Origin of the sequence: Enterobacter cloacae complex sp. 2024EL-00227, assembly GCF_043945315.1 — a bacterium.
GTDB classification, from domain to species: Bacteria; Pseudomonadota; Gammaproteobacteria; order Enterobacterales; family Enterobacteriaceae; genus Enterobacter; species Enterobacter roggenkampii.
Window position 1 is genome coordinate 122,346 of the sequence record NZ_JBIMQP010000007.1, and the last position, 21,311, is coordinate 143,656.

At 57.0% G+C, this 21,311-nt stretch carries 22 protein-coding genes and 1 other RNA gene; 10 read left to right on the top strand and 13 right to left on the bottom strand.

What is annotated here, in order from left to right; all coding sequences use genetic code 11:
* Nucleotides 1-533 precede the first annotated feature (533 nt).
* The 3 genes from rnpB to garL all read right to left on the bottom strand — a co-directional run bounded on the left by rnpB (nucleotide 534) and on the right by garL (nucleotide 2,653).
* An RNA gene (rnpB, locus tag ACHH0Z_RS14015) (RNase P RNA component class A) lies at nucleotides 534-910 on the bottom strand.
* A gap of 59 nt (nucleotides 911-969) precedes the next feature.
* A complete protein-coding gene (garR, locus tag ACHH0Z_RS14020; RefSeq protein WP_008501502.1) occupies nucleotides 970-1,860 on the bottom strand; it encodes a 2-hydroxy-3-oxopropionate reductase in 891 nt (296 codons plus the stop codon).
* The gene (gene garL / locus ACHH0Z_RS14025; RefSeq protein ID WP_084832232.1) at nucleotides 1,817-2,653 is read right to left on the bottom strand and encodes a 2-dehydro-3-deoxyglucarate aldolase; all 837 of its coding nucleotides are present in this window, start codon (nucleotides 2,651-2,653) and stop codon (nucleotides 1,817-1,819) included. The genes garR and garL overlap by 44 nt, the downstream gene beginning before the upstream one ends.
* Nucleotides 2,654-3,026: 373 nt before the next feature.
* Here garL and garD point away from each other — a divergent pair, with 373 nt between their 5' ends.
* Complete coding sequence (gene garD / locus ACHH0Z_RS14030; RefSeq protein ID WP_045407035.1) at nucleotides 3,027-4,598, top strand: galactarate dehydratase; 1,572 nt, start codon at nucleotides 3,027-3,029, stop codon at nucleotides 4,596-4,598.
* Between the two features lie 155 nt (nucleotides 4,599-4,753).
* Here the strand turns inward: garD and rsmI are convergent, their stop codons facing one another.
* Nucleotides 4,754-5,617, bottom strand: coding sequence for a 16S rRNA (cytidine(1402)-2'-O)-methyltransferase (rsmI, locus tag ACHH0Z_RS14035; RefSeq protein ID WP_023294650.1), 864 nt, complete (start codon nucleotides 5,615-5,617; stop codon nucleotides 4,754-4,756).
* A 62-nt stretch (nucleotides 5,618-5,679) separates the two neighbouring features.
* Here rsmI and ACHH0Z_RS14040 point away from each other — a divergent pair, with 62 nt between their 5' ends.
* Genes ACHH0Z_RS14040 through dolP form a run of 4 tightly spaced genes read left to right on the top strand, consistent with a single transcriptional unit; the run spans nucleotide 5,680 to nucleotide 9,395 of the window.
* Complete coding sequence (locus tag ACHH0Z_RS14040) at nucleotides 5,680-7,845, top strand: penicillin-binding protein activator (RefSeq protein ID WP_045407037.1); 2,166 nt, start codon at nucleotides 5,680-5,682, stop codon at nucleotides 7,843-7,845.
* Complete coding sequence (locus ACHH0Z_RS14045) at nucleotides 7,803-8,198, top strand: YraN family protein (protein WP_021242244.1); 396 nt, start codon at nucleotides 7,803-7,805, stop codon at nucleotides 8,196-8,198. Before ACHH0Z_RS14040 ends, ACHH0Z_RS14045 begins: the two co-directional genes overlap by 43 nt.
* 21 nt (nucleotides 8,199-8,219) lie before the next feature.
* Nucleotides 8,220-8,810, top strand: coding sequence for a DnaA initiator-associating protein DiaA (gene diaA, locus ACHH0Z_RS14050; RefSeq protein WP_003861754.1), 591 nt, complete (start codon nucleotides 8,220-8,222; stop codon nucleotides 8,808-8,810).
* 9 nt (nucleotides 8,811-8,819) lie between these two features.
* Entirely contained in the window at nucleotides 8,820-9,395 is a 576-nt protein-coding gene (gene dolP, locus ACHH0Z_RS14055; protein ID WP_008501489.1) for a division/outer membrane stress-associated lipid-binding lipoprotein, read from the top strand.
* Between the two features lie 65 nt (nucleotides 9,396-9,460).
* Here dolP and ACHH0Z_RS14060 read toward each other — a convergent pair whose 3' ends face one another.
* Together ACHH0Z_RS14060 and ACHH0Z_RS14065 are read right to left on the bottom strand one after the other, a co-directional pair.
* Entirely contained in the window at nucleotides 9,461-10,498 is a 1,038-nt protein-coding gene (locus ACHH0Z_RS14060) for a permease (RefSeq protein ID WP_045407040.1), read from the bottom strand.
* Nucleotides 10,499-10,537: 39 nt separating this feature from the next.
* The gene (locus ACHH0Z_RS14065) at nucleotides 10,538-11,182 is read right to left on the bottom strand and encodes an NAD(P)H-binding protein (RefSeq protein ID WP_023326160.1); all 645 of its coding nucleotides are present in this window, start codon (nucleotides 11,180-11,182) and stop codon (nucleotides 10,538-10,540) included.
* A gap of 128 nt (nucleotides 11,183-11,310) precedes the next feature.
* Between ACHH0Z_RS14065 and ACHH0Z_RS14070 the strand changes: the two genes are divergently transcribed.
* Complete coding sequence (locus ACHH0Z_RS14070; RefSeq protein ID WP_008501486.1) at nucleotides 11,311-11,829, top strand: type 1 glutamine amidotransferase domain-containing protein; 519 nt, start codon at nucleotides 11,311-11,313, stop codon at nucleotides 11,827-11,829.
* Here the strand turns inward: ACHH0Z_RS14070 and ACHH0Z_RS14075 are convergent.
* Nucleotides 11,809-12,243: a YhbP family protein gene (locus tag ACHH0Z_RS14075; RefSeq protein WP_045407044.1), complete on the bottom strand. Its 435-nt coding sequence runs from the start codon at nucleotides 12,241-12,243 to the stop codon at nucleotides 11,809-11,811. The two genes, ACHH0Z_RS14070 and ACHH0Z_RS14075, sit on opposite strands and share 21 nt — an antisense overlap.
* Nucleotides 12,244-12,257: 14 nt before the next feature.
* Here ACHH0Z_RS14075 and ACHH0Z_RS14080 point away from each other — a divergent pair, with 14 nt between their 5' ends.
* Nucleotides 12,258-12,587, top strand: coding sequence for a GIY-YIG nuclease family protein (locus ACHH0Z_RS14080; RefSeq protein ID WP_008501484.1), 330 nt, complete (start codon nucleotides 12,258-12,260; stop codon nucleotides 12,585-12,587).
* On the opposite strand, the gene ACHH0Z_RS14085 is transcribed toward ACHH0Z_RS14080, so the two are convergent.
* Both ACHH0Z_RS14085 and ACHH0Z_RS14090 read right to left on the bottom strand, forming a co-directional pair.
* Nucleotides 12,574-13,077, bottom strand: coding sequence for a GNAT family N-acetyltransferase (locus ACHH0Z_RS14085; protein WP_021242248.1), 504 nt, complete (start codon nucleotides 13,075-13,077; stop codon nucleotides 12,574-12,576). The two genes, ACHH0Z_RS14080 and ACHH0Z_RS14085, sit on opposite strands and share 14 nt — an antisense overlap.
* Nucleotides 13,071-13,595: an SCP2 domain-containing protein gene (locus tag ACHH0Z_RS14090; protein WP_045407047.1), complete on the bottom strand. Its 525-nt coding sequence runs from the start codon at nucleotides 13,593-13,595 to the stop codon at nucleotides 13,071-13,073. The genes ACHH0Z_RS14085 and ACHH0Z_RS14090 overlap by 7 nt, the downstream gene beginning before the upstream one ends.
* A 211-nt stretch (nucleotides 13,596-13,806) precedes the next feature.
* On the opposite strand from ACHH0Z_RS14090, the gene ACHH0Z_RS14095 reads away from it, so the two are divergent.
* The 3 genes from ACHH0Z_RS14095 to ACHH0Z_RS14105 all read left to right on the top strand — a co-directional run bounded on the left by ACHH0Z_RS14095 (nucleotide 13,807) and on the right by ACHH0Z_RS14105 (nucleotide 16,774).
* Nucleotides 13,807-14,802: a peptidase U32 family protein gene (locus ACHH0Z_RS14095; RefSeq protein WP_008501481.1), complete on the top strand. Its 996-nt coding sequence runs from the start codon at nucleotides 13,807-13,809 to the stop codon at nucleotides 14,800-14,802.
* Nucleotides 14,803-14,809: 7 nt separating this feature from the next.
* Complete coding sequence (locus ACHH0Z_RS14100; protein ID WP_025912548.1) at nucleotides 14,810-15,688, top strand: U32 family peptidase; 879 nt, start codon at nucleotides 14,810-14,812, stop codon at nucleotides 15,686-15,688.
* A 78-nt stretch (nucleotides 15,689-15,766) separates the two neighbouring features.
* A complete protein-coding gene (locus ACHH0Z_RS14105; RefSeq protein WP_045407050.1) occupies nucleotides 15,767-16,774 on the top strand; it encodes an LLM class flavin-dependent oxidoreductase in 1,008 nt (335 codons plus the stop codon).
* Nucleotides 16,775-16,859: 85 nt separating this feature from the next.
* On the opposite strand, the gene mtr is transcribed toward ACHH0Z_RS14105, so the two are convergent.
* From mtr to nlpI, 4 genes are all read right to left on the bottom strand, one after another.
* Nucleotides 16,860-18,104, bottom strand: coding sequence for a tryptophan permease (gene mtr, locus ACHH0Z_RS14110; RefSeq protein WP_008501478.1), 1,245 nt, complete (start codon nucleotides 18,102-18,104; stop codon nucleotides 16,860-16,862).
* A 142-nt stretch (nucleotides 18,105-18,246) separates the two neighbouring features.
* Nucleotides 18,247-20,142: a DEAD/DEAH family ATP-dependent RNA helicase gene (locus tag ACHH0Z_RS14115; protein WP_021242253.1), complete on the bottom strand. Its 1,896-nt coding sequence runs from the start codon at nucleotides 20,140-20,142 to the stop codon at nucleotides 18,247-18,249.
* Nucleotides 20,135-20,215: a protein YrbN gene (gene yrbN / locus ACHH0Z_RS14120; protein WP_100122156.1), complete on the bottom strand. Its 81-nt coding sequence runs from the start codon at nucleotides 20,213-20,215 to the stop codon at nucleotides 20,135-20,137. The genes ACHH0Z_RS14115 and yrbN overlap by 8 nt, the downstream gene beginning before the upstream one ends.
* Nucleotides 20,216-20,322: 107 nt before the next feature.
* Entirely contained in the window at nucleotides 20,323-21,207 is an 885-nt protein-coding gene (gene nlpI, locus ACHH0Z_RS14125) for a lipoprotein NlpI (RefSeq protein ID WP_008501476.1), read from the bottom strand.
* Nucleotides 21,208-21,311 lie beyond the last annotated feature (104 nt).

A 21,311-nucleotide genomic window follows, 5' to 3' on the forward strand; every position in this document is an offset into this window, starting at 1 on the left:
TAAATACGCTACAACGCTGATATTGATCAACAAAAATAGCGCTAATAAATTTATTTTATGGCGATAACCCGGATTTATTTCACCGTTCTTAAAAAAACAATAAAGACGATATTTCAGGCAATTAAAGGCTAATAAATAACCGTCATTTGTTTGAAACATACTTTCATTTAAGCCATTTTTTACGACGTAAATTTTCAAATTTCAGGAAAAGAGTGGAATACGTCACATATTCACGGAGGAAATGTATTTGATTTCAATAAGCGCACATCAAACGAGAAAAGATTTACGAACATTAGGCTAACAATCATAACAAATTATCAATACTACAGATCGCCGGTTTTTTAGATTTAAATTTTGTGATGGCGATCGTCTGCAGATGCCGAGGCGGAACCGGCGAGTGAAAAACAGTGAAATGTGCTTAATGTCGCAAATATGAGAATTGATGTCGTTTGTGTGGTGCCGGGTGGCGCTGCGCTTACCCGGCCTACAACAACCAGAAAGCAAAAACCCCGCCGAAGCGGGGTTCCCTAAGAAGTTGAAGCTGACCGATAAGCCGGGTTCTGTCGTGGACAGTCATTCATCTAGGCCAGCAATCGCTCACTGGCTCAAGCAGCCTACCCGGGTTCAGTACGGGCCGTACCATGTGAACCCCTATTTGGCCTTGCTCCGGGTGGAGTTTACCGTGCCACGGACTGTTACCAGCCGCGCGGTGCGCTCTTACCGCACCCTTTCACCCTTACCTGATCCCGCTTGCGCGGGCCATCGGCGGTTTGCTCTCTGTTGCACTGGTCGTGGGTTTCCCCCCCAGGCGTTACCTGGCACCCTGCCCTATGGAGCCCGGACTTTCCTCCCCTCCGCCCGTCTCCCCCGAAAGGGACGACGACGAAGCGGCGACTGTCTGGTCAGCTTCGGCGCGCAGTATAGAGGGTTTGCGCGCCGCTGTCACCCTCGGCTGTGGGTAAGCCGTGATTAACGCGCCACTTCTACCTTCGCCAGTTTTTCGTAGTAGCATGCAATTGCGCTGTGATCGGCCGTGCCCAGGCCATCGGCACGCAGCGCCTGCATCATCTCCATGACCGCCGCGGTCAGCGGCAGCTGTGCGCCCACGCCGTGGGAAGTGTCCAGCGCGTTCGCCAGATCTTTAATATGCAGGTCGATGCGGAAACCGGGTTTGAAATTGCGATCCATGACCATTGGCGCTTTGGCATCCAGCACGGTGCTGCCCGCCAGACCGCCGCGAATGGCCTGGTAGACCAGGTCCGGATTGACGCCCGCTTTGGTCGCCAGCGTCAGCGCTTCAGACATGGCGGCAATGTTGAGTGCCACAATCACCTGGTTTGCCAGCTTGGTCACGTTACCCGCCCCGATCTCCCCGGTGTGTACCACAGAGCCCGCCATGGCTTTCATCAGGTCGTAAAATTTATCGAAAATAGCTTTATCGCCGCCGACCATGACCGACAGCGTGCCGTCGATGGCTTTCGGCTCGCCGCCGCTGACCGGTGCATCCAGCATATCGACGCCCTTCGCCTTCAACGCCTCGCTGATTTCACGGCTCGCGAGCGGTGCGATAGAGCTCATATCGATCAGCACCAGGCCCGGTTTCGCGCCGTCGATAATGCCGTTTTCACCCAGCGCGACTTCTTTGACGTGCGGGGAGTTTGGCAGCATGGTGATGATGACATCGCACTGCTCGGCAATGGCTTTCGCGGTGGTGGCTGCTTCTGCGCCAGCCGCTATCACCTCAGCCACGGCCTGTGGATTATGATCGGAGACCACCAGCGAGTAACCTGCTTTGATGAGGTTCTTACTCATTGGTTTACCCATGATCCCCAGGCCAATAAAACCCACTTTCAGCGTCATAATCTGTTTCCTCAATGATGGTTATTTTTTTAAAAGCGTCCGCTAATTTCTGCGTAGCCGAGCGGAAAACGCCGAGGTCGCTGCCGACGGCAACAAACGTGGCTCCCCACTCCAGGTAGCGGCGGGCGTCAGCCTCAACCGGCGCCAGAATGCCGCACGGCTTGCCGTGTGCTTTGGCGCGGGCAAAGATGTGCTGGATCGCGCGCTGCACGTCAGGGTGGCTGGCGTTACCCAGATGGCCAAAGGCCGCAGCCAGATCGCTTGGGCCGACGAAGATCCCGTCCACGCCGCTTGTGGCAGCAATCGCGTCGACATTATCGACGCCCTGCTGGCTCTCGATCTGAACCAGAATGGTGATGTTGCTGTTGGACTGCGCGAAATAGTCCGGGACGGTGCCAAACATATTGGCGCGGTGCGAAACGGAAACGCCGCGGATCCCTTCGGGAGGATAGCGCGTTGACGCCACGGCCAGCGCCGCTTGCTCTTCCGTCTCCACAAACGGGATCAGGAAGTTGTAGAAGCCGATATCCAGCAGACGCTTAATAATCACCGGTTCGTTGGTGGGGACACGCACCACCGGGGCGCTGTTGCTGCCTTTCAGCGCCATCAGCTGCGGAATAAACGTGCTGATATCGTTTGGCGCATGTTCGCCGTCCAGCACCAGCCAGTCGAAACCGGCCAGGCCCAGCACTTCGGTGCTGATAGGGTTTGCCAGCGCGGACCAGCAGCCAATCTGAATCTGGTGCGCTGCGAGAGCCGCTTTAAATTTATTCGGGAAGATAGCGTTATTCATTGTATTTACCTTTTTAATTCCGCAGCCTTTTTCAGCATCATTTTATTTATTCAGACACCGCGCCATCATGATATTTATTATTCGGACATATTCTGGCGTAATAAAATCGTCATTCAGTATAAGATGCAATCCACGACCGCACATTGTTTTAATGCTCAGGTATTACGCTATTTTTTGATAAAAATTTTTGCATATGCACAAAGCACTGGGCGCTAATGCACAGAATCAAGGATTACGGGCTCGCGAGCGATCGGGATCACATTTTGATATTGAATCTGCTGACATGCTTTATTTCTGAAAGCCGCGTATTTATTTCTACCATCAGAAAAATGGCTGAACCTATTATCAGAATTTTGCTGGAGAATACTGACCAATGGCCGACATTGAAATTCGACAGGCACCGCCGACGGCGTTTTATATAAAAGTGCACGACGCCGATAACGTGGCGATTATCGTCAACGACAATGGCTTAAAAGCAGGAACCCGCTTCCCGGACGGGCTGGAACTGACTGAGCATGTTCCGCAGGGACATAAAGTCGCCCTGGTGGATATCCCTGCTGAAAGCGAAATTGTGCGTTACGGTGAAGTCATCGGCTATGCCGTTCGTTCGATACCGCAGGGAAGCTGGGTGGAGGAGTCGCTGGTGGCGCTGCCAGAAGCGCCGCCGCTGAACACGCTTCCGCTGGCAACCCGCGTGCCGGAACCGCTCCCCCCGCTGGAAGGCTATACCTTTGAAGGCTATCGCAATGCGGACGGCAGCGTCGGCACTAAAAATCTGCTCGGTATTACCACCAGCGTGCACTGCGTGGCGGGCGTCGTGGATTACGTGGTGAAAATCATCGAACGCGATCTGCTGCCAAAATACCCGAACGTCGACGGCGTGGTGGGCCTGAACCACCTCTACGGTTGCGGCGTGGCGATTAACGCGCCCGCTGCGGTGGTGCCTATCCGCACCATCCACAATATCGCCCTGAACCCCAACTTTGGCGGCGAGGTGATGGTCATTGGCCTCGGCTGTGAAAAATTGCAGCCAGAACGCCTGCTGCAGGGTACCGAGGATGTCAAAGCCATCCCGGCAGACGAGGCCAGCATCGTGCGCCTGCAGGACGAACGCCACGTCGGTTTCCGCTCAATGGTCGACGATATTTTGCAGGTAGCAGAACGCCATCTGGACAAGCTCAACCGCCGCCGGCGCGAAACGTGCCCGGCGTCGGAGCTGGTTGTGGGCACCCAGTGCGGCGGCAGCGATGCCTTCTCCGGCGTGACGGCCAACCCGGCGGTGGGCTATGCGTCCGATCTGCTTGTTCGCTGCGGCGCCACGGTGATGTTCTCCGAGGTGACTGAAGTGCGTGACGCCATCCATCTGCTGACGCCGCGCGCCGTTAATAAAGAGGTCGGCAGGCGACTGCTTGAGGAGATGGCCTGGTACGATAACTATCTCGATATGGGCAAAACCGACCGCAGCGCCAACCCGTCTCCGGGCAACAAGAAAGGCGGCCTGGCAAACGTGGTGGAAAAAGCCCTCGGCTCTATTGCCAAATCCGGGCAGAGCGCCATTGCAGAAGTGCTCTCTCCGGGCCAGCGCCCGACGAAACGCGGCCTGATCTACGCGGCAACGCCGGCCAGCGATTTTGTGTGCGGCACGCAGCAGGTAGCATCCGGCATTACGGTACAGGTCTTTACCACCGGGCGCGGCACGCCGTACGGCCTGATGGCGGTGCCGGTGATCAAGATGGCGACTCGCACCGAGCTGGCAAACCGCTGGTATGACTTAATGGACATCAACGCGGGAACCATCGCCACCGGGGAGGAGAGTATTGAAGAAGTGGGCTGGAAGCTGTTCTACTTCATTCTGGATGTCGCCAGCGGGCGAAAGAAAACCTTCTCGGACCAATGGGGATTGCATAATCAGCTGGCGGTGTTTAACCCGGCACCGGTGACGTGATTTTCCGTCCCACATCTATCCCGCATTTAGGTAACCCGTCGGACACGCCGCAAACCTTCCTGGTTGAGGCGATACCTGCTAGCTAAAAGACACATAACGATCCGTAGGCCGGATAAGGCGTAGCCGCCACCCGGCAAAAACCGGCAGGGGATGCCTTACTCCCCCTGCTGCTCCAGCGCATACTTATACAACGCATTTTTCTTCACGCCGTGAATTTCTGCCGCCAGCGCAGCGGCTTTCTTCAGCGGCAGTTCCGACTGCAGCAGCGCCAGCGTGCGCAGCGCGTCGGCAGGAAGGGCGTCTTCTTCCGCCTTGTGCCCTTCGACGATCAGCACCATTTCACCCTTGCGGCGGTTTTCGTCTTCCTTCACCCACGCCAGCAGCTCACCCACCGGCGCGCCGTGGATGGTTTCCCAGGTTTTGGTCAGCTCGCGCGCCAGCACCACGTAGCGGCCTTCCCCCCAGACGGTCACCATATCTTCCAGGCTCTCCAGCAGGCGGTGCGTGGATTCGTAGAAAATCAGGGTGCGCGGTTCCGCTTCCAGCTCTTTTAAGACGTCGCGGCGGCCTTTGGATTTAGCAGGCAGAAAGCCTTCATAGCAGAAACGGTCAGACGGCAGACCTGCGGCGCTTAACGCCGCAATCGCGGCACACGGGCCCGGCAGGGGCACAACGCGAATACCGGCTTCGCGACAGGTACGCACCAGGTGATAGCCCGGATCGTTGATCAGCGGCGTACCGGCATCGGAGACCAGGGCAATGTTCTGCCCCTCTTTCAGCTTCGCCACCAGCGTTTCGGCTTTTTGTTGCTCATTGTGATCGTGCAGCGCAAACAAACGGGCGTTAATCGCGAAATGTTGCAGCAGCAGGCCGGTGTGGCGGGTGTCTTCAGCAGCAATTAAATCAACAGCTTGCAGTACGGTGAGCGCACGTTGGGTAATATCAGACAAATTCCCGATAGGAGTAGGTACAATATAAAGCTGGCCTTGAGAATTATCTGCCGTTTCGTGTTGTTTCATTGTTTCGTCCGTATTGCCGATTTAATATTGAGCATTGCGTAAAAAAAATCACTGGATACAGTATGGTACCGTTAACGTTTCTTCGAAAAAAAGCCACGCGCAGCGTGCCGCTTCTGCTGGCAGCCCTGATCTTTGCAGGCTGTGGCACTCAGGCACCTGACCAGAGCACCGCCCATCTCCAGGGTTCTGCTCAGGCTGATTCTGGCTTTTATCTGCAACAAATGTCGCAGAGTTCAAATGATACCAAGACCAACTGGCAATTACTCGCCATTCGTGCACTGCTGAAAGAGGGTAAAACCCAGCGGGCAGCCGAACTGTTTAACCAGTTGCCAAAAGATCTTAACGACGCACAGCGTCGCGAGCAGAGCCTGCTCTCTGCCGAGCTGAAAGTCGCGCTGAAAGATTACGCCGCCGCGAAGAAGATCCTCGGTGATATCGACGTAAGCGCGCTGGATAAAAACCAGCAGGCGCGCTTCTGGCAGGCGGGTATTACCGCTGAGCAGGGACGCCCTTCCCTGACGCTGCTCCGCGCGCTCGTCGCGCAAGAGCCGCTGCTTGGCGGTGCTGATAAGCAGAAAAATATTGATGCCACCTGGCAAGCGCTGGCGTCGATGACGCAGGAACAGGCGCAGGCGCTGGTCATCAACGCCGATGAAAACGTCCTGCAGGGCTGGCTGGATCTGCAGCAGATGTGGTTTAACAACCGCAGCGATCCAAAAATGTTGAAAGCCGGCATTACGGACTGGCAGACGCGCTACCCGCAAAACCCGGGCGCGAAAATGCTGCCAACCCAGCTGGTGAACGTGCAGAACTTTAAGCCAGCTTCCACCAGCAAAATCGCCCTGCTTCTGCCGCTCAACGGCCAGGCGGCGGTGTTTGGACGTACCATTCAGCAGGGTTTTGAAGCGGCGAAAAACGGCACGACGTCGGTAGCCGGCAGCGCCGTTCCCGCACAGGCAGCCCAGGCGGCTAATGTGAATAATGATGTTGTCAGCCCATCCGCCGCAGAGACCAGCGACCTGACCACGGCGCAAGCGCCAGCGCAGGGCACGATGCAAAACCCTGTGACGGCCCCGACGACGCCTCCAGCTGAAGCTGCACCGGCTACAGCAGCACCTGCGGCCCAGGCTCCGGCCGAGACGCAAACGGCGCCAGCTCCTGCCACAACAGCAGAACAGCCTCAACAGCAGCCTGCACAACCCGCGGCTCAACCTGCCACGCAGCCGCAGGCCGTGGCAACCACCAGCGCCAACCCGGGCGCTGAATTGAAAATCTACGACACCAGCTCGCAGCCGCTTGACCAGGTGCTGGCGCAGGTACAGCAGGACGGGGCGAGCATCGTTGTCGGTCCGCTGCTGAAGAACAACGTGGAAGAGCTGATGAAGAGCAATACCACGCTGAACGTGCTGGCGCTCAACCAGCCAGAGCAGGTTCAGAACCGGGCCAATATCTGCTACTTCGCACTCTCTCCAGAAGATGAAGCCCGCGATGCGGCGCGTCATATTCATGAGCAGGGTAAGCAGGCTCCGCTGCTGCTCATCCCACGCAGCACGCTGGGCGATCGCGTGGCCAATGCCTTTGCCGATGAGTGGCAGAAGCTGGGCGGCGGCGTGGTGCTGCAGCAGAAATTCGGTTCCGTCTCTGAACTGCGCGCAGGCGTAAACGGCGGGGCGGGTATCGCCCTTAACGGTAGCCCGGTCACCGCGAGCCTGCCACAGCAGCAGGGCGTGACGATTGGCGGCCTGACGATCCCTGCGCCGCCAACCGACGCGCAGATTAGCGGTGGCGGTAAAGTGGATGCGGCCTATATCGTTGCCACACCGCAGGAGATCGCCTTTATCAAACCGATGATTGCAATGCGTAACGGCAGCCAGAGCGGCGCAACGCTCTACGCCAGCTCCCGCAGCGCACAGGGCACCGCAGGCCCGGATTTCCGTCTGGAAATGGACGGTCTGCAGTACAGCGAAATCCCGATGCTGGCCGGCAGCAATCCATCCCTGATGCAGCAGGCGCTGAGCGCGGTGCGTAACGATTACTCTCTGGCGCGTCTGTATGCGATGGGGGTTGATGCGTGGGCGCTGGCGAACCACTTTACCCAGATGCGTCAGGTGCCGGGCTTCGAGCTTAACGGCAACACCGGCGATCTGACCGCGACCCAGGATTGTGTGATTAACAGGAAGTTATCATGGCTCAAATACCAGCAGGGGCAGATCGTCCCGGCCAGTTAAGCCGCAAACAAACCGGCGATGCGTGGGAGTTAAAGGCGCGTCGCTGGCTTGAAGGCAAAGGACTGCGTTTTATCGCCGCCAACGTCCGCGGGCGTGGTGGCGAAATCGACCTGATCATGAAAGACGGTCAGGTCATTGTGTTTGTTGAAGTGCGCTTTCGACAGTCCTCCCGTTTTGGCGGTGCTGCCGCCAGCGTGACGCTCGCCAAACAACATAAATTATTACAGACTGCCCACTTGTGGCTTGCCCGCCATAATGGGAGTTTTGATACTGTGGATTGCCGGTTCGATGTGATAGCCTTCACCGGAAATGAGATCGAATGGCTTAAAAACGCTTTTGGCGAAGACGCATAATTAAGATTTAAAAGGGATAACGTGCTCGAAAGAATTAAAGTGTGCTTCACAGAAAGCATCCAGACTCAGATTGCCGCGGCGGAAGCCCTTCCGGATGCTATCTCGCGTGCCGCAATGACGCTGGTGCAATCCCTGCTAAACGGCAACAAAATCCTCTGTTGTGGCAACGGCACGTCAGCCGCCAACGCACAGCATTTTGCTGCCAGCATGATCAATCGTTTTGAAACAGAACGCCCCAGTTTACCTGCCATTGCACTTAATACCGATAATGTGGTCTTAACGGCGATTGCTAACGATCGTCTGCATGACGAAATTTACGCAAAGCAGGTGCGAGCCCTGGGTCATGCCGGAGATGTGCTGCTGGCCATCTCCACGCGCGGCAATAGCCGGGATATTGTCAAAGCTGTTGAAGCCGCCGTCACCCGCGATATGACCATCGTGGCCTTAACCGGCTATGACGGGGGTGAGCTGGCGGGTCTGCTTGGGCCGCAGGATGTGGAAATCCGCATTCCGTCTCACCGGAGCGCGCGTATTCAGGAAATGCATATGCTCACGGTGAACTGCTTATGTGACTTGATCGATAACACGCTTTTCCCTCACCAGGATGATTAAGGAGTTCTTATGAAGGCTTTATCGACCCTCGCAGTCCTTATGTCTGCATTACTGCTTCAGGGATGTATCGCTGCGGCCGTTGTGGGTACTGCCGCAGTAGGCACCAAAGCGGCAACCGATCCGCGCACTGTGGGAACACAGGTGGATGACGGTACGCTGGAGCTGCGCGTCAACAGTGCGTTGTCGAAAGACGAACAGATCAAGAAAGAGGCGCGTATCAACGTGACGGCTTACCAGGGCAAAGTGCTGCTGGCAGGCCAGGCGCCGAACATGGAGCTCGCCTCGCGTGCGAAACAGATTGCGATGGGCGTTGAAGGGACCACAGAGGTGTTTAACGAAGTGCGTCAGGGCAAGCCAATTGGTTTGGGTGATGCCTCTTCCGATACCTGGATTACCACCAAAGTGCGTTCCCAGCTGCTGGGTTCGGACCAGGTGAAATCTTCCAACGTGAAGGTGACAACGGAAAACGGTGAAGTGTTCCTGCTGGGTCTGGTGACCGAACGTGAAGGGAAAGCGGCGGCCGATATCGCCAGCCGGGTGAGCGGCGTGAAGCACGTCACCACCGCGTTTACTTACATTAAATAAAAAAATCCCCTCAAGTGAGGGGATTTTTTTGTAGGCCCGGTAAGCGTAGCGCCACCGGGCGTTTTTCACAGAAGCGCAATACTTCCCACCATCACCCCGCTCAACGCCACCAGCCCCGCGGTGAGCCACAGCGCTTTCGCCGGGAATGACTTACGCAGCATAATCAGCGACGGCAGGCTGATGGCTGGTAACGTGATGAGCAATGCCAGTGCCGGTGCGGTGCCCATGCCGGCCAGCATCATGGTCTGAACAATAGGAATTTCTGCGGCGGTAGGGATCACAAACAGGCAGCCTGCAACGGCCATTGCAATGACCCACAACAGCGTGTTGTCGATAGCGCCATCCGCATGCGGGAAGAGCCAGACGCGCGCCGCCCCGAGAACCACCACCGCCAGGATATAGACCGGAATGGTGCTCCAGAAAAGCTGCCATAGCGCCCTGCCCCAGCGCGCAAAGAACCCGCCCTGCGGCTCGCTGACGTCCAGCTCAACAGACGCGGACTCTGGCGCCTTATCCTTCACCAGATTCTGCACCAGCGTCGCCACCACCAGCACGGTCAGCAGTCCGGCCACCAGACGTATGAACGCGAAATGCCAGCCCAGGACAAAACCCATAAACACCAGCGTCGCCGGGTTGAGCAGCGGGTTGCCCATCCAGAACGCCAGCGCGCCGCCCATCGACACGCGCTGGCGGCGCATCCCTGCCGCCACGGGCGCAGCGCAGCAGGAGCACATCATGCCCGGCAGGGAGAAGAGCGTTCCCAGCAGCGTCCCCTGAAAGCGCGGCTGTCCGAGGGTTTTCATCAGCCAGTTGCGCGGGATCAGCACCTGAATCAGTGAGCCCAGGATCACGCCTAAGACGGCGGCCTTCCAGACGGCAAGGAAGTAGACCATGGCATAGTCCCACGCCGCCTGAAGCGGGCTGGCATCCGCCTGAGCGAGAATAGATTTACCGATGCTGTGCGTTTCGGCGGCGGTGAAGGCTTTGCCGTAGTACGGCTGCCATTTCACGTACCAAAGGCCAACGATGACCACGAGAAAGAAGAGTGCGGGCTTCCACCATTGAACAGGTGTTGCCGCCTGAGATGAAGACTGACCAGTCATAGCATTCCCCGGAGAGTATGAGTAATTAGCCGGGGGAGTTTACGCCTCGCCCTGCGCGATTTCACGCAGTTTTGCCGAAGGGATAATGTTTACGCCCGCTTTCGACGGAGCCAGTCCCTCTTTTAACATCGCACGCGCGACGTCCCGCGCCTCGATAGATTTCCAGTTGCCGGGCAGGATCCGAAACAGCGGGGCAAATATCGACTCGTTAAAGCGGCGCTCGTCCCGGTGGCCGATCAGCATTGAGGGGCGCACAATCGTCAGCTGCTCCCATTTCTGCGCAATCAGCGCATCCTCCATCTTGCCCTTCACCTTGTTGTAGAAGAAAGGCGATCCGGCACTGGCGCCCAGCGCGCTGACCACCAGAAAATGTCTGGCTCCCAGCTTTTTCGCCGTAAGCGCGGTGTCCACCACCAGCGTATAGTCGGCGTGGATAAATGCCTCTTTGCTCCCCGCCTCCCGCCGCGTGGTGCCCAGACAGCAAAAGGCGATATCAATCGGGTCCTGGACCTGCGCCAGCGCATCCGTCAGCTGGGGATCGTGCGGATTAAAGACCCCGGAGATGTCCACCAGCGGTCGACGCGTCGGGGCGGCGATGTAGTTCACGCGGCGATCCTGAATCAGCAGCCGCAGCAGATGATCGCCCACTAGCCCGGTAGCCCCGGTAATCAGTACCTGACTCATCGTATCCCCTTTACAGAATTGTCCGTTTGCGAACTCAGCGTCGTCGACCACACTTAGAAGTCTGTTACAGGTAAGTATTTACCACAAGCGGAGAAAAATCAGTCTGAAGCCAAAACAACGGAGGAAGCATGGGCAAGAAAATCGCAGTCTTGATTACCGACGAGTTTGAAGATTCAGAATTCACCTCTCCTGCAGAGGCGTTCCGCAAGGCGGGACATGAGGTCATCACCATCGAGAAAGAGGCGGGCAAAACGGTGAAAGGCCATAAGGGCGAGGCCAGCGTGACCATCGACGAGACTATCGATAACGTGAGCCCCTCAGATTTTGACGCCCTGCTTTTACCCGGCGGCCATTCACCGGATTCCCTGCGCGGAGACGAGCGCTTCGTGACCTTCACCCGGGACTTTGTCTCTACCGGCAAACCGGTCTTTGCCATCTGTCACGGGCCGCAGCTGCTCATCAGCGCGGAGGTTGTACGCGGGCGTAAGCTCACGGCGGTGAAACCGATCGTTATCGATCTGAAAAATGCGGGGGCCGAGTTTTACGATCAGGAGGTGGTCAACGACAAAGACCAGCTGATCACCAGCCGGACCCCGGACGATCTCCCGGCGTTTAACCGCGAAGCGCTACGCCTGCTCGGCGCGTAACCAGTGCAGCTTCTTGCCAAAGCCCAGGGTGTTGTCGGTAAATTTCAGCTCATCGAGGCGGATTTCCCACACCGGGGCTTTTAGCGCAGCGGCGACCGGAAAGCGGCGCGTGTAGTGCTTGCGACGCGCGTCGCTCTCTTCTCCGTCCAGGCGACGGATTTCCCCCTTAAACTGTACCCCACGGATCAGCGCGACTGTCTTCGGCTGGCCATTTACCGTGCCCGCGACTTTTGCCTGCTGACCGGTCATCTGCGCATGACGCGTTTTGTCTTCGCTCATGACGTAAAATGCGACGCGCTCCGGATCGTAGTAGTAAAACGCGTTTGCGCACCACATCTCACCCTCGCTGTAGACGCACCAGGTGACGACGTGCTGCTTCGCCAGCCAGCGGTTAATGGCGGCCAGTATTTCCATTTTCGTTCTCTCTCATGCTATGGTGCGTTCACCTTAACATACTGAATCTGTTTACCGTGTGCTGGTTTCTCTATCTTGTCCGAACCGCTGATAACGCACTCTACACCGGGATCACCACCGATGTGGCGCGGCGTTTTTTACAACATCAAACGGGGAAAGGGGCAAAAGCGCTGCGGGGGAAAGGAGAATTACAGCTCGCCTTTTCGGCGCCCGTCGGTGACCGATCGTTGGCGCTCAGGCTGGAATACCGCATCAAACAGCTGACGAAGCGCCAGAAAGAGCGCCTCGTGACCGGAGACGGCTCCTTTGAGGCGCTACGCGAGAGCCTGATTAAAAGCGATTGAAATGGTCGTGGTATTCGACCAGACCATTGACGCCGTTGAGCGCGTCGTCCGCCAGACGGTGCACCTGGAAAGCGGATTCCGTACCCGGCCAGCGGCAGCGCAGATCGTAATGCGCGGCCTGCTCGAAGCCCAAACGGCCATAGAATGCCGGATCGCCCAGCGTTACAACGGCCGCATAACCGAACTCATTGAGCGAATCCAGCCCTTCATAGACCAGCTGGCGCGCCAGCCCCTGCCCGCGATAGTTTTCATCCACCGCCAGCGGTGCCATACCGACCCACTGCAGCTCTTCACCCTGAACGATGACCGGACTGAAGGCAACATAGCCCACCACCTGACCTTCATCATCGGTGGCAACCAGCCCCAGCGTGATCAGGCCGTCTTCACGGAGATCGTGGACCAGTTGGGCTTCCGCATCGCTCTCAAAAGAGCGGCGTAATAACGCATCGATACCCGGTGCATCAATCCCAATTTCGACTCGAATCAGCATGGCTCACCTACTGAAGTGTGTTTACTGTCCGGCGGGGTTTTCAGCCCGGCCTCAACGAAATCTGCCATTTGCATTAACATCACGCGCAGCGCTTTCGGCATCTGCTCCAGCTCAATGGCATCCATTAAATTCTTAACGTACAGGCCCAGCTCCGTGTCGCCTTCAATCACCAGACGGCGCTGGAAGAAGAGCGTATCCGGGTCCTGCTTGCGCGCGGCGATCATCAGCAGATCGCTGGCGTTGGCGCTAAAGCTCACGTCCGCCTCGGCGGTTTCGCGGACGATCAGCTGGTCATTCTCAACGGAGGTAAACCAGCGCAGCCCGATGTCACGTACCTCAATGCTCAACCAGCGGCCTTCCAGGAATTCCAGCTCGCCATCCTGCAGCGCCTGGCGGAACTGCCAGCTCAGGACCTTCTCCAGCACCTGACGTTTAAGCGCGAACGGCGCCAGTTTTACCGGCACGCTCAGCATTGATGGGCCAAATTGTACGAGACGTGAACGCAGTTTATCCAGCACGAGCTTTACTCCCTGATATCTATAGTCCTGCTATTTTGCCATATCCGACGCATAACATAGCGGCGTAAATCAACAAACCGTCGTCCGGACAACCTCATTATTGGTGCCATCAATACGCCATTAGCTGCCTTAAATCAAAAATTGTCGCGTATGGGTTAATTAAAATCCCAGCTCGTTAACATTTTTGCGATCGACAACATCAGGATAAATTATGGAGCTGCTCTGCCCTGCCGGAAACCTTCCGGCGCTTAAGGCGGCCATCGAAAATGGGGCCGATGCGGTCTATATCGGGCTGAAAGATGACACCAATGCCCGCCATTTTGCTGGCCTCAACTTTACGGAGAAAAAGCTTCAGGAAGCCGTTAACTTCGTTCACCAGCACCGCCGCAAGCTGCATATCGCCATCAATACCTTTGCTCATCCTGACGGCTACGCCCGCTGGCAGCGCGCGGTGGATATGGCGGCACAGCTGGGCGCCGATGCGCTGATTCTGGCCGACCTCGCCATGCTTGAGTATGCGGCAGAACGCTATCCCCATATTGAGCGCCACGTCTCTGTTCAGGCATCTGCCACCAACGAAGAGGCCGTGCGTTTTTATCACCGAAACTTTGACGTGGCCCGCGTGGTGCTGCCGCGCGTACTCTCTATTCATCAGGTTAAGCAACTCGCACGCGTCACGCCAGTGCCACTGGAAGTTTTTGCCTTTGGTAGCCTGTGCATTATGGCCGAAGGCCGTTGCTATCTTTCCTCGTATTTAACCGGCGAGTCGCCAAATACCGTCGGGGCCTGCTCCCCTGCCCGCTTTGTCCGCTGGCAGCAAACGCCGCAGGGGCTGGAATCTCGCCTGAATGAGGTGCTGATTGACCGCTATCAGGACGGTGAAAACGCCGGTTATCCCACCCTGTGTAAAGGCCGCTATCTGGTGGACGGCGAGCGTTACCACGCGCTGGAAGAGCCCACCAGCCTTAACACGCTGGAGCTGCTGCCGGAACTGCTGGCGGCCAATATCGCCTCGGTGAAAATTGAAGGTCGCCAGCGCAGCCCGGCGTACGTGAGCCAGGTGGCGAAAGTGTGGCGTCAGGCTATCGACCGCTGCATGGCGGACCCGCAGAACTACGCGCCGCAGCTGGCCTGGATGGAGACGCTCGGATCGATGTCCGAAGGCACGCAAACCACGCTGGGCGCGTATCACCGTAAATGGCAGTGAGAAAATCATGAAATATTCATTAGGGCCGGTGCTTTACTACTGGCCAAAAGAGACGCTGGAAGATTTTTACCAACAGGCCGCCACCAGCAGCGCCGATGTGATTTACCTCGGCGAAGCGGTGTGCAGCAAACGTCGGGCGACGAAAGTGGGCGACTGGCTGGAGATGGCGAAAAGCCTGGCGGGAAGCGGTAAACAGGTGGTGCTTTCCACGCTCGCGCTGGTGCAGGCCTCTTCTGAACTGGGCGAGCTGAAACGCTACGTTGAGAACGGCGATTTCCTGCTGGAAGCGAGCGATCTCGGCGTGGTGAACATGTGTGCCGAGCGCAAGCTGCCGTTTGTCGCGGGTCATGCCCTGAACTGCTACAACGCGGTGACCCTGCGCCTGCTGCTCAAACAGGGGATGACGCGCTGGTGCATGCCGGTGGAACTCTCCCGCGACTGGCTGGCAAACCTGCTCACGCAGTGTGAAGAGCTGGGCATTCGCAACAAGTTTGAAGTGGAGGTGCTGAGCTACGGGCATCTGCCGCTGGCCTATTCCGCCCGCTGCTTTACCGCACGCTCGGAAGACCGTCCGAAAGACGAGTGCGAAACCTGCTGCATTAAGTATCCGAACGGGCGCAGCATGCTGTCCCAGGAGAATCAGCAGGTGTTTGTTCTCAACGGTATTCAGACCATGAGCGGCTATGTCTATAATCTGGGCAACGAGCTGGCGTCGATGGACGGGCTGGTCGATATGGTGCGCCTGTCCCCGCTGGATACCGGCGTGTTCGCGATGCTGGATGCCTTCCGCGCTAACGAAAATGGCGCTGCTCCGCTGCCGCTGACGGCAAACAGCGACTGTAACGGCTACTGGAAGCGTCTGGCCGGGCTGGAACTGCAGGCCTAAAAAAGGCTCACTTTGTTAACAACGGTTATCATTTTTTAATGCAGTATTAAAGATTCACCGTCGACAAAGTGAGCTGTTATGACTGACAAAACCCTTCCGTTTTCGGTGCTGGATCTGGCGCCGATCCCACAAGGCTCCTCGGCAAGAGAAGCCTTTTCGCACTCTCTGGATCTGGCTCAGCTGGCCGAAAAGCGTGGCTATCACCGCTACTGGCTGGCCGAACACCACAACATGGTGGGCATTGCCAGCGCCGCCACCTCGGTACTGATTGGTTATCTGGCGGCAAATACCACCACGCTGCACCTGGGCTCCGGCGGCGTGATGCTGCCGAACCACGCCCCGCTGGTGATCGCCGAGCAGTTCGGCACGCTGAATACCCTCTATCCGGGCCGTATTGATTTAGGGCTTGGCCGTGCGCCGGGCAGCGATCAGCCGACCATGCGCGCCCTGCGCCGCCATATGAGCGGCGATATCGACAACTTCCCGCGCGACGTGGCCGAACTGGTGGACTGGTTCGACGCGCGTGACCCGAACCCGCTCGTGCGCCCGGTACCGGGTTACGGCGAGAAGATCCCGGTCTGGCTGCTGGGCTCAAGCCTCTACAGCGCGCAGCTCGCAGCCCAGCTGGGGCTGCCGTTTGCGTTTGCCTCGCATTTCGCGCCGGATATGCTGCATCAGGCGCTGCATCTCTACCGCACGCACTTCAAACCGTCCGAGCGTCTTGAGAAACCGTACGCGATGGTCTGTATCAACATTATTGCCGCCGACAGCAATCGCGACGCGGAATTCCTGTTCACCTCCATGCAGCAGGCGTTTGTGAAGCTGCGTCGCGGTGAGACGGGCCAGCTTCCGCCGCCGGTGGAGAATATGCATCAGCTGTGGTCAGCTTCAGAGCAGTATGGCGTTCAGCAGGCGCTGAGCATGTCGCTGGTAGGCGATAAAGCGAAAGTGCGTCACGGGCTGGAGGCGGTGCTGCGCGAAACGCAGGCGGATGAAATTATGGTTAACGGTCAGATTTTCGATCACCAGGCACGTTTGCATTCGTTTGATTTGGCCATGCAGGTGAAAGAGGAGCTGGTGGGGTAGTTTTTTGCCAGGTGGCGCTTCGCTTACCTGGCCTACGGGGACGCGTAGGCCGGATAAGGCGTAGCCGCCATCCGGCACAAAATGTTTACTGGTACACCGGCAACAGATTAAAACTCGACAGCACGTGTACCAGGGCATTGCCCGCGCCAAACACCAGGATCAGCGCAATCATCGGCTTGCCGCCCCAGACGCGGAATTTCGGGCTGCCGAAGCGTTTACGTGATTTGCGGGCCAACAGCGCCGGCACAATCGCAGCCCAGATGGTCGCCGCCAGACCGGCATAGCCGATGGCGTAAAGGAAACCGTTCGGCCACAGCAGGCCGCCCACAATCGGCGGCAGGAAGGTCAGCAGCGCGGTTTTGAAGCGCCCCATCGCGGAATCATCAAAGCCAAACAGATCCGCCAGGTAGTCAAACAGGCCCAGCGTCACGCCGAGGAAAGAGCTCGCCACCGCGAAGTTAGAGAAGATCACCAGCAGCAAATCCAGGCTGCGGCTGTTCAGCACGCCGCTCAGGGCCTGCACCAGCACATCAATGTTACCGCCCTTCTGCGCAATACCGATAAACTCCGGGCGCGGGATATTGCCCATCGTCCCGAGCAGCCAGATGACGTACAGCGCCAGCGCCAGCAGCGTGCCGTAGACCAGACACTTCACAATGGTGCGCGGATCTTTGCCGTAGTACTTCATCAGGCTCGGCACGTTACCGTGGTAGCCAAACGACGCCAGGCAGAACGGCAGGGTCATCAGCAGATACGGCGTATAGGAGGTATTCACTTCGGCAACGTTAAACAGCGTGGCAGGCGTCACGTGCCCCAGCAGGCTGCCGAAGGTCAGGAAGAAGGTGATGACCTTCGCGCCCAGCACGATCGCCGTCATCCGGCTCACCGCTTTGGTACTCATCCAGACGATAAACGCCACGCCCAGGGCAAAGCACAGCCCGGCCAGACGCGCCGGTACGTTCAGCGACATCTCCGAGAAGGTGTGATGCAGAATCGAACCGCTTGCCGAGATATACGCGTAGGTCAGGATATAGAGCACAAACGCGATGGACAGCCCGTTCACCAGGTTCCAGCCTTTGCCCAGCAGGTCTTTGGTGATGGTGTCGAAGCTCGCGCCAATGCGGTAGTTCAGGTTGGCTTCGAGGATCATTAGCCCGGAATGGAGCATACAGAACCAGGTAAAGACCAGCGCGGCCAGCGACCAGAAGAACCACGCACCGGACATGACCACGGGCAGGGAGAACATCCCGGCACCTATAATGGTTCCGCCGATGATCACCACGCCGCCAAGCAGCGAAGGTGACGTTTGGGTGGTGGTTAGTGTCGCCATACAGCCTTTTCTCCAGTCAATCATGCGGTTCTGCATTTTAATGTGACGCACTGTACCAGTACAAGAGTACAAAGGGAATAAAAAAAGCCCCGATAGCATGTATCGGGGCTGTATATTTTACTTTACGTCAGAAGCGTAAGGCTTACGCGTCACCGAAACGACGACGGCTGGTGCCTTCTTCACGACGCGGGCCACGGCTTTCACGGCGCTCGCCGGAGAAACGACGACCTTCACCACCGCGACCTTCGCTGCGACCGCCTTCACGACGCTCGCCGCCGAAACCGCGACCACCGCCACGACGTTCGCCGCCACGGTCAGGGCGTGGCTGTGCATCGCCCAGCAGCTGCATGTTCATCGGCTTGTTCAGGATGCGGGTACGCGTAAAGTGCTGCAGTACTTCACCCGGCATGCCTTTCGGCAGCTCGATGGTAGAGTGGGAGGCGAACAGCTTGATGTTACCAATGTAACGGCTGCTGATGTCGCCTTCGTTAGCGATAGCGCCAACGATGTGACGAACTTCAACACCATCATCACGGCCCACTTCAATGCGGTACAGTTCCATATCGCCTGCGTCGCGACGTTCACGACGAGGACGGTCTTCACCACCACGCTCTGGACGGTCACCACGTGGGCCACGATCGTTACGGTCGCCACGACGTTCGAAACGGTCGTCACGGTCACGGAATTCACGCTTAGGACGCATCGGTGCATCTGGTGGCACGATCAGGCTACGTTCGCCCTGAGCCATTTTCAGCAGTGCTGCAGCCAGGGTTTCCATGTCCAGCTCTTCGCCTTCAGCAACAGGCTGAATCTGCGACAGCAGCGCACGGTACTGATCCAGATCGCTGCTTTCCAGCTGCTGCTGTACTTTGGCGGCGAATTTTTCCAGACGGCGTTTGCCCAGCAGCTCTGCGTTTGGCAGGTCCGCTTCTGGAATGGTCAGCTTCATGGTGCGTTCGATGTTACGCAGCAGACGACGCTCGCGGTTCTCAACGAACAGCAGCGCACGGCCAGCACGACCCGCACGACCGGTACGGCCGATACGGTGAACGTAAGACTCGGAATCCATCGGGATGTCGTAGTTAACAACCAGGCTGATACGCTCAACGTCCAGACCACGTGCTGCCACGTCGGTTGCAATCAGGATATCCAGACGACCGTCTTTCAGACGCTCCAGAGTCTGCTCACGCAGGGCCTGGTTCATGTCGCCGTTCAGCGCTGCGCTGTTGTAGCCGCTACGCTCCAGGGCTTCAGCCACTTCCAGGGTCGCATTTTTGGTACGAACGAAGATAATCGCCGCATCAAAATCTTCCGCTTCCAGGAAACGTACCAGCGCTTCGTTTTTACGCATGCCGTATACAGACCAGTAGCTCTGGCTGATGTCCGGGCGAGTGGTGACGCTGGACTGGATACGCACTTCCTGAGGTTCTTTCATGAAGCGTTTGGTGATACGACGAATCGCTTCCGGCATGGTGGCAGAGAATAGCGCGGTCTGATGACCGTCCGGGATCTGCGCCATGATGGTTTCAACGTCTTCGATGAAGCCCATACGCAGCATTTCATCTGCTTCATCCAGTACCAGACCGCTCAGTTTAGAGAGATCCAAGGTACCGCGCTTCAGGTGATCCAGCAGACGGCCCGGCGTACCGACAACAATCTGTGGGCCCTGGCGCAGGGCGCGTAACTGCACGTCATAACGCTGGCCGCCGTACAGGGCAACCACGTTTACGCCGCGCATATGTTTAGAGAATTCCGTCATGGCTTCTGCAACCTGAACAGCCAGTTCACGGGTTGGAGCCAGAACGAGGATCTGCGGTGCACGCAGGTCCGGATCAATGTTGTTCAGCAGCGGCAGCGAGAACGCTGCAGTTTTACCGCTACCAGTCTGGGCCATGCCCAGCACGTCACGACCAGAAAGCAGGTGTGGGATACACTCAGCCTGGATCGGAGATGGTTTTTCGTAACCCAGATCGTTAAGGGCTTCAAGGATAGGAGCCTTCAGGCCCAGATCTGCAAAAGTGGTTTCGAATTCAGCCATGTAGTACGAGTGCCTCAATGTCAATGGCGGCCAGTCTACTTAGCTCATCGTGAAAATGATTAGCAATTTTCATTGAAAAGTGTGAACCGGCTCAAAGTAGGTGTATTGACGAACAACAACGCCCTCACCAGTTAAGGTGATGGCAATCAAAAGATTACGGGCTGATGTTTATGTCGTCAGCTATTGCTGGTCCGATTCTGCCAGGTCGTCTTGCTCCTGGCCCAAGAGCGATAATTCCAACAATGCATAACGGTGCTCAACGAAGTTGTGTACGTTGTTAGCAACCGCTAATTTGAACAGTGCCGTAGCGCTGTCCTTATCCCCCAGACTTAGGTAGTACTTACCTAAATAGAAGTTGGTTTCACTGAGATGCTCAGCGAGCGAGGTGTTATCCGTTGCGTCCGCCTTGAGGCGTTCCATCAGCGTTGCTTCGCTAATGTTGCCCAGGTAGAACTCGACAATGTTCCATCCCCACTGTTCCTTGTCCGATTTATCGAAGCGCTGTTTCAGTGCCTCTTTTGCCTGCTTCTCATCGAGCTTCCGCTCAACGATGTAAAGCCACAGGCTACGGAAAGGATCATTAGGATCGTCTTGATAAAACGCCAGCAGATCATCTTGCGCTAACTTGTCACGACCGCCGTAATACAATGCGATACCGCGATTCAAGTGCGCGTAGTTGTAAGTTGGATCAAGCTCAAGTACAGAATCAAACGCTTCATAGGCAGCATCAAAATTGCCTGCCTGCGTTAAATAAATGCCTAAGTAATTGAATACTTCAGGCATATCAGGTCGGATAGCCAGCGCTTGTGAAAAATCATTTCGCGCCAATGCCCTCAGACCGAGACTATCATACAACACTCCGCGCTCATATAAAAGCTGTGCGCGTTCGTCATCGGTTAAAGCCCGACTGGCAAGTATTTGTTCCATGCGTGCCAGGATCACTTCCTGCTGCAAAGTCGGTTGCAATGGCACTGCGAGGACTTCGCTCTTACGCCAGGCAGAGTTGCTGCATCCTGCCAGCGTTAAAGCTGTCGCAACGAAACACCAGCGCAAAAAAGGCTTCATTTCCCACTCCCGAAGACAACTATTGGATGAACGTCCTGTCCCCCGGCGGCTTAACAAGGCGTCCTGCCTGATAATAGGCCCTCCGCAAAGCGGAGGGCAAATGG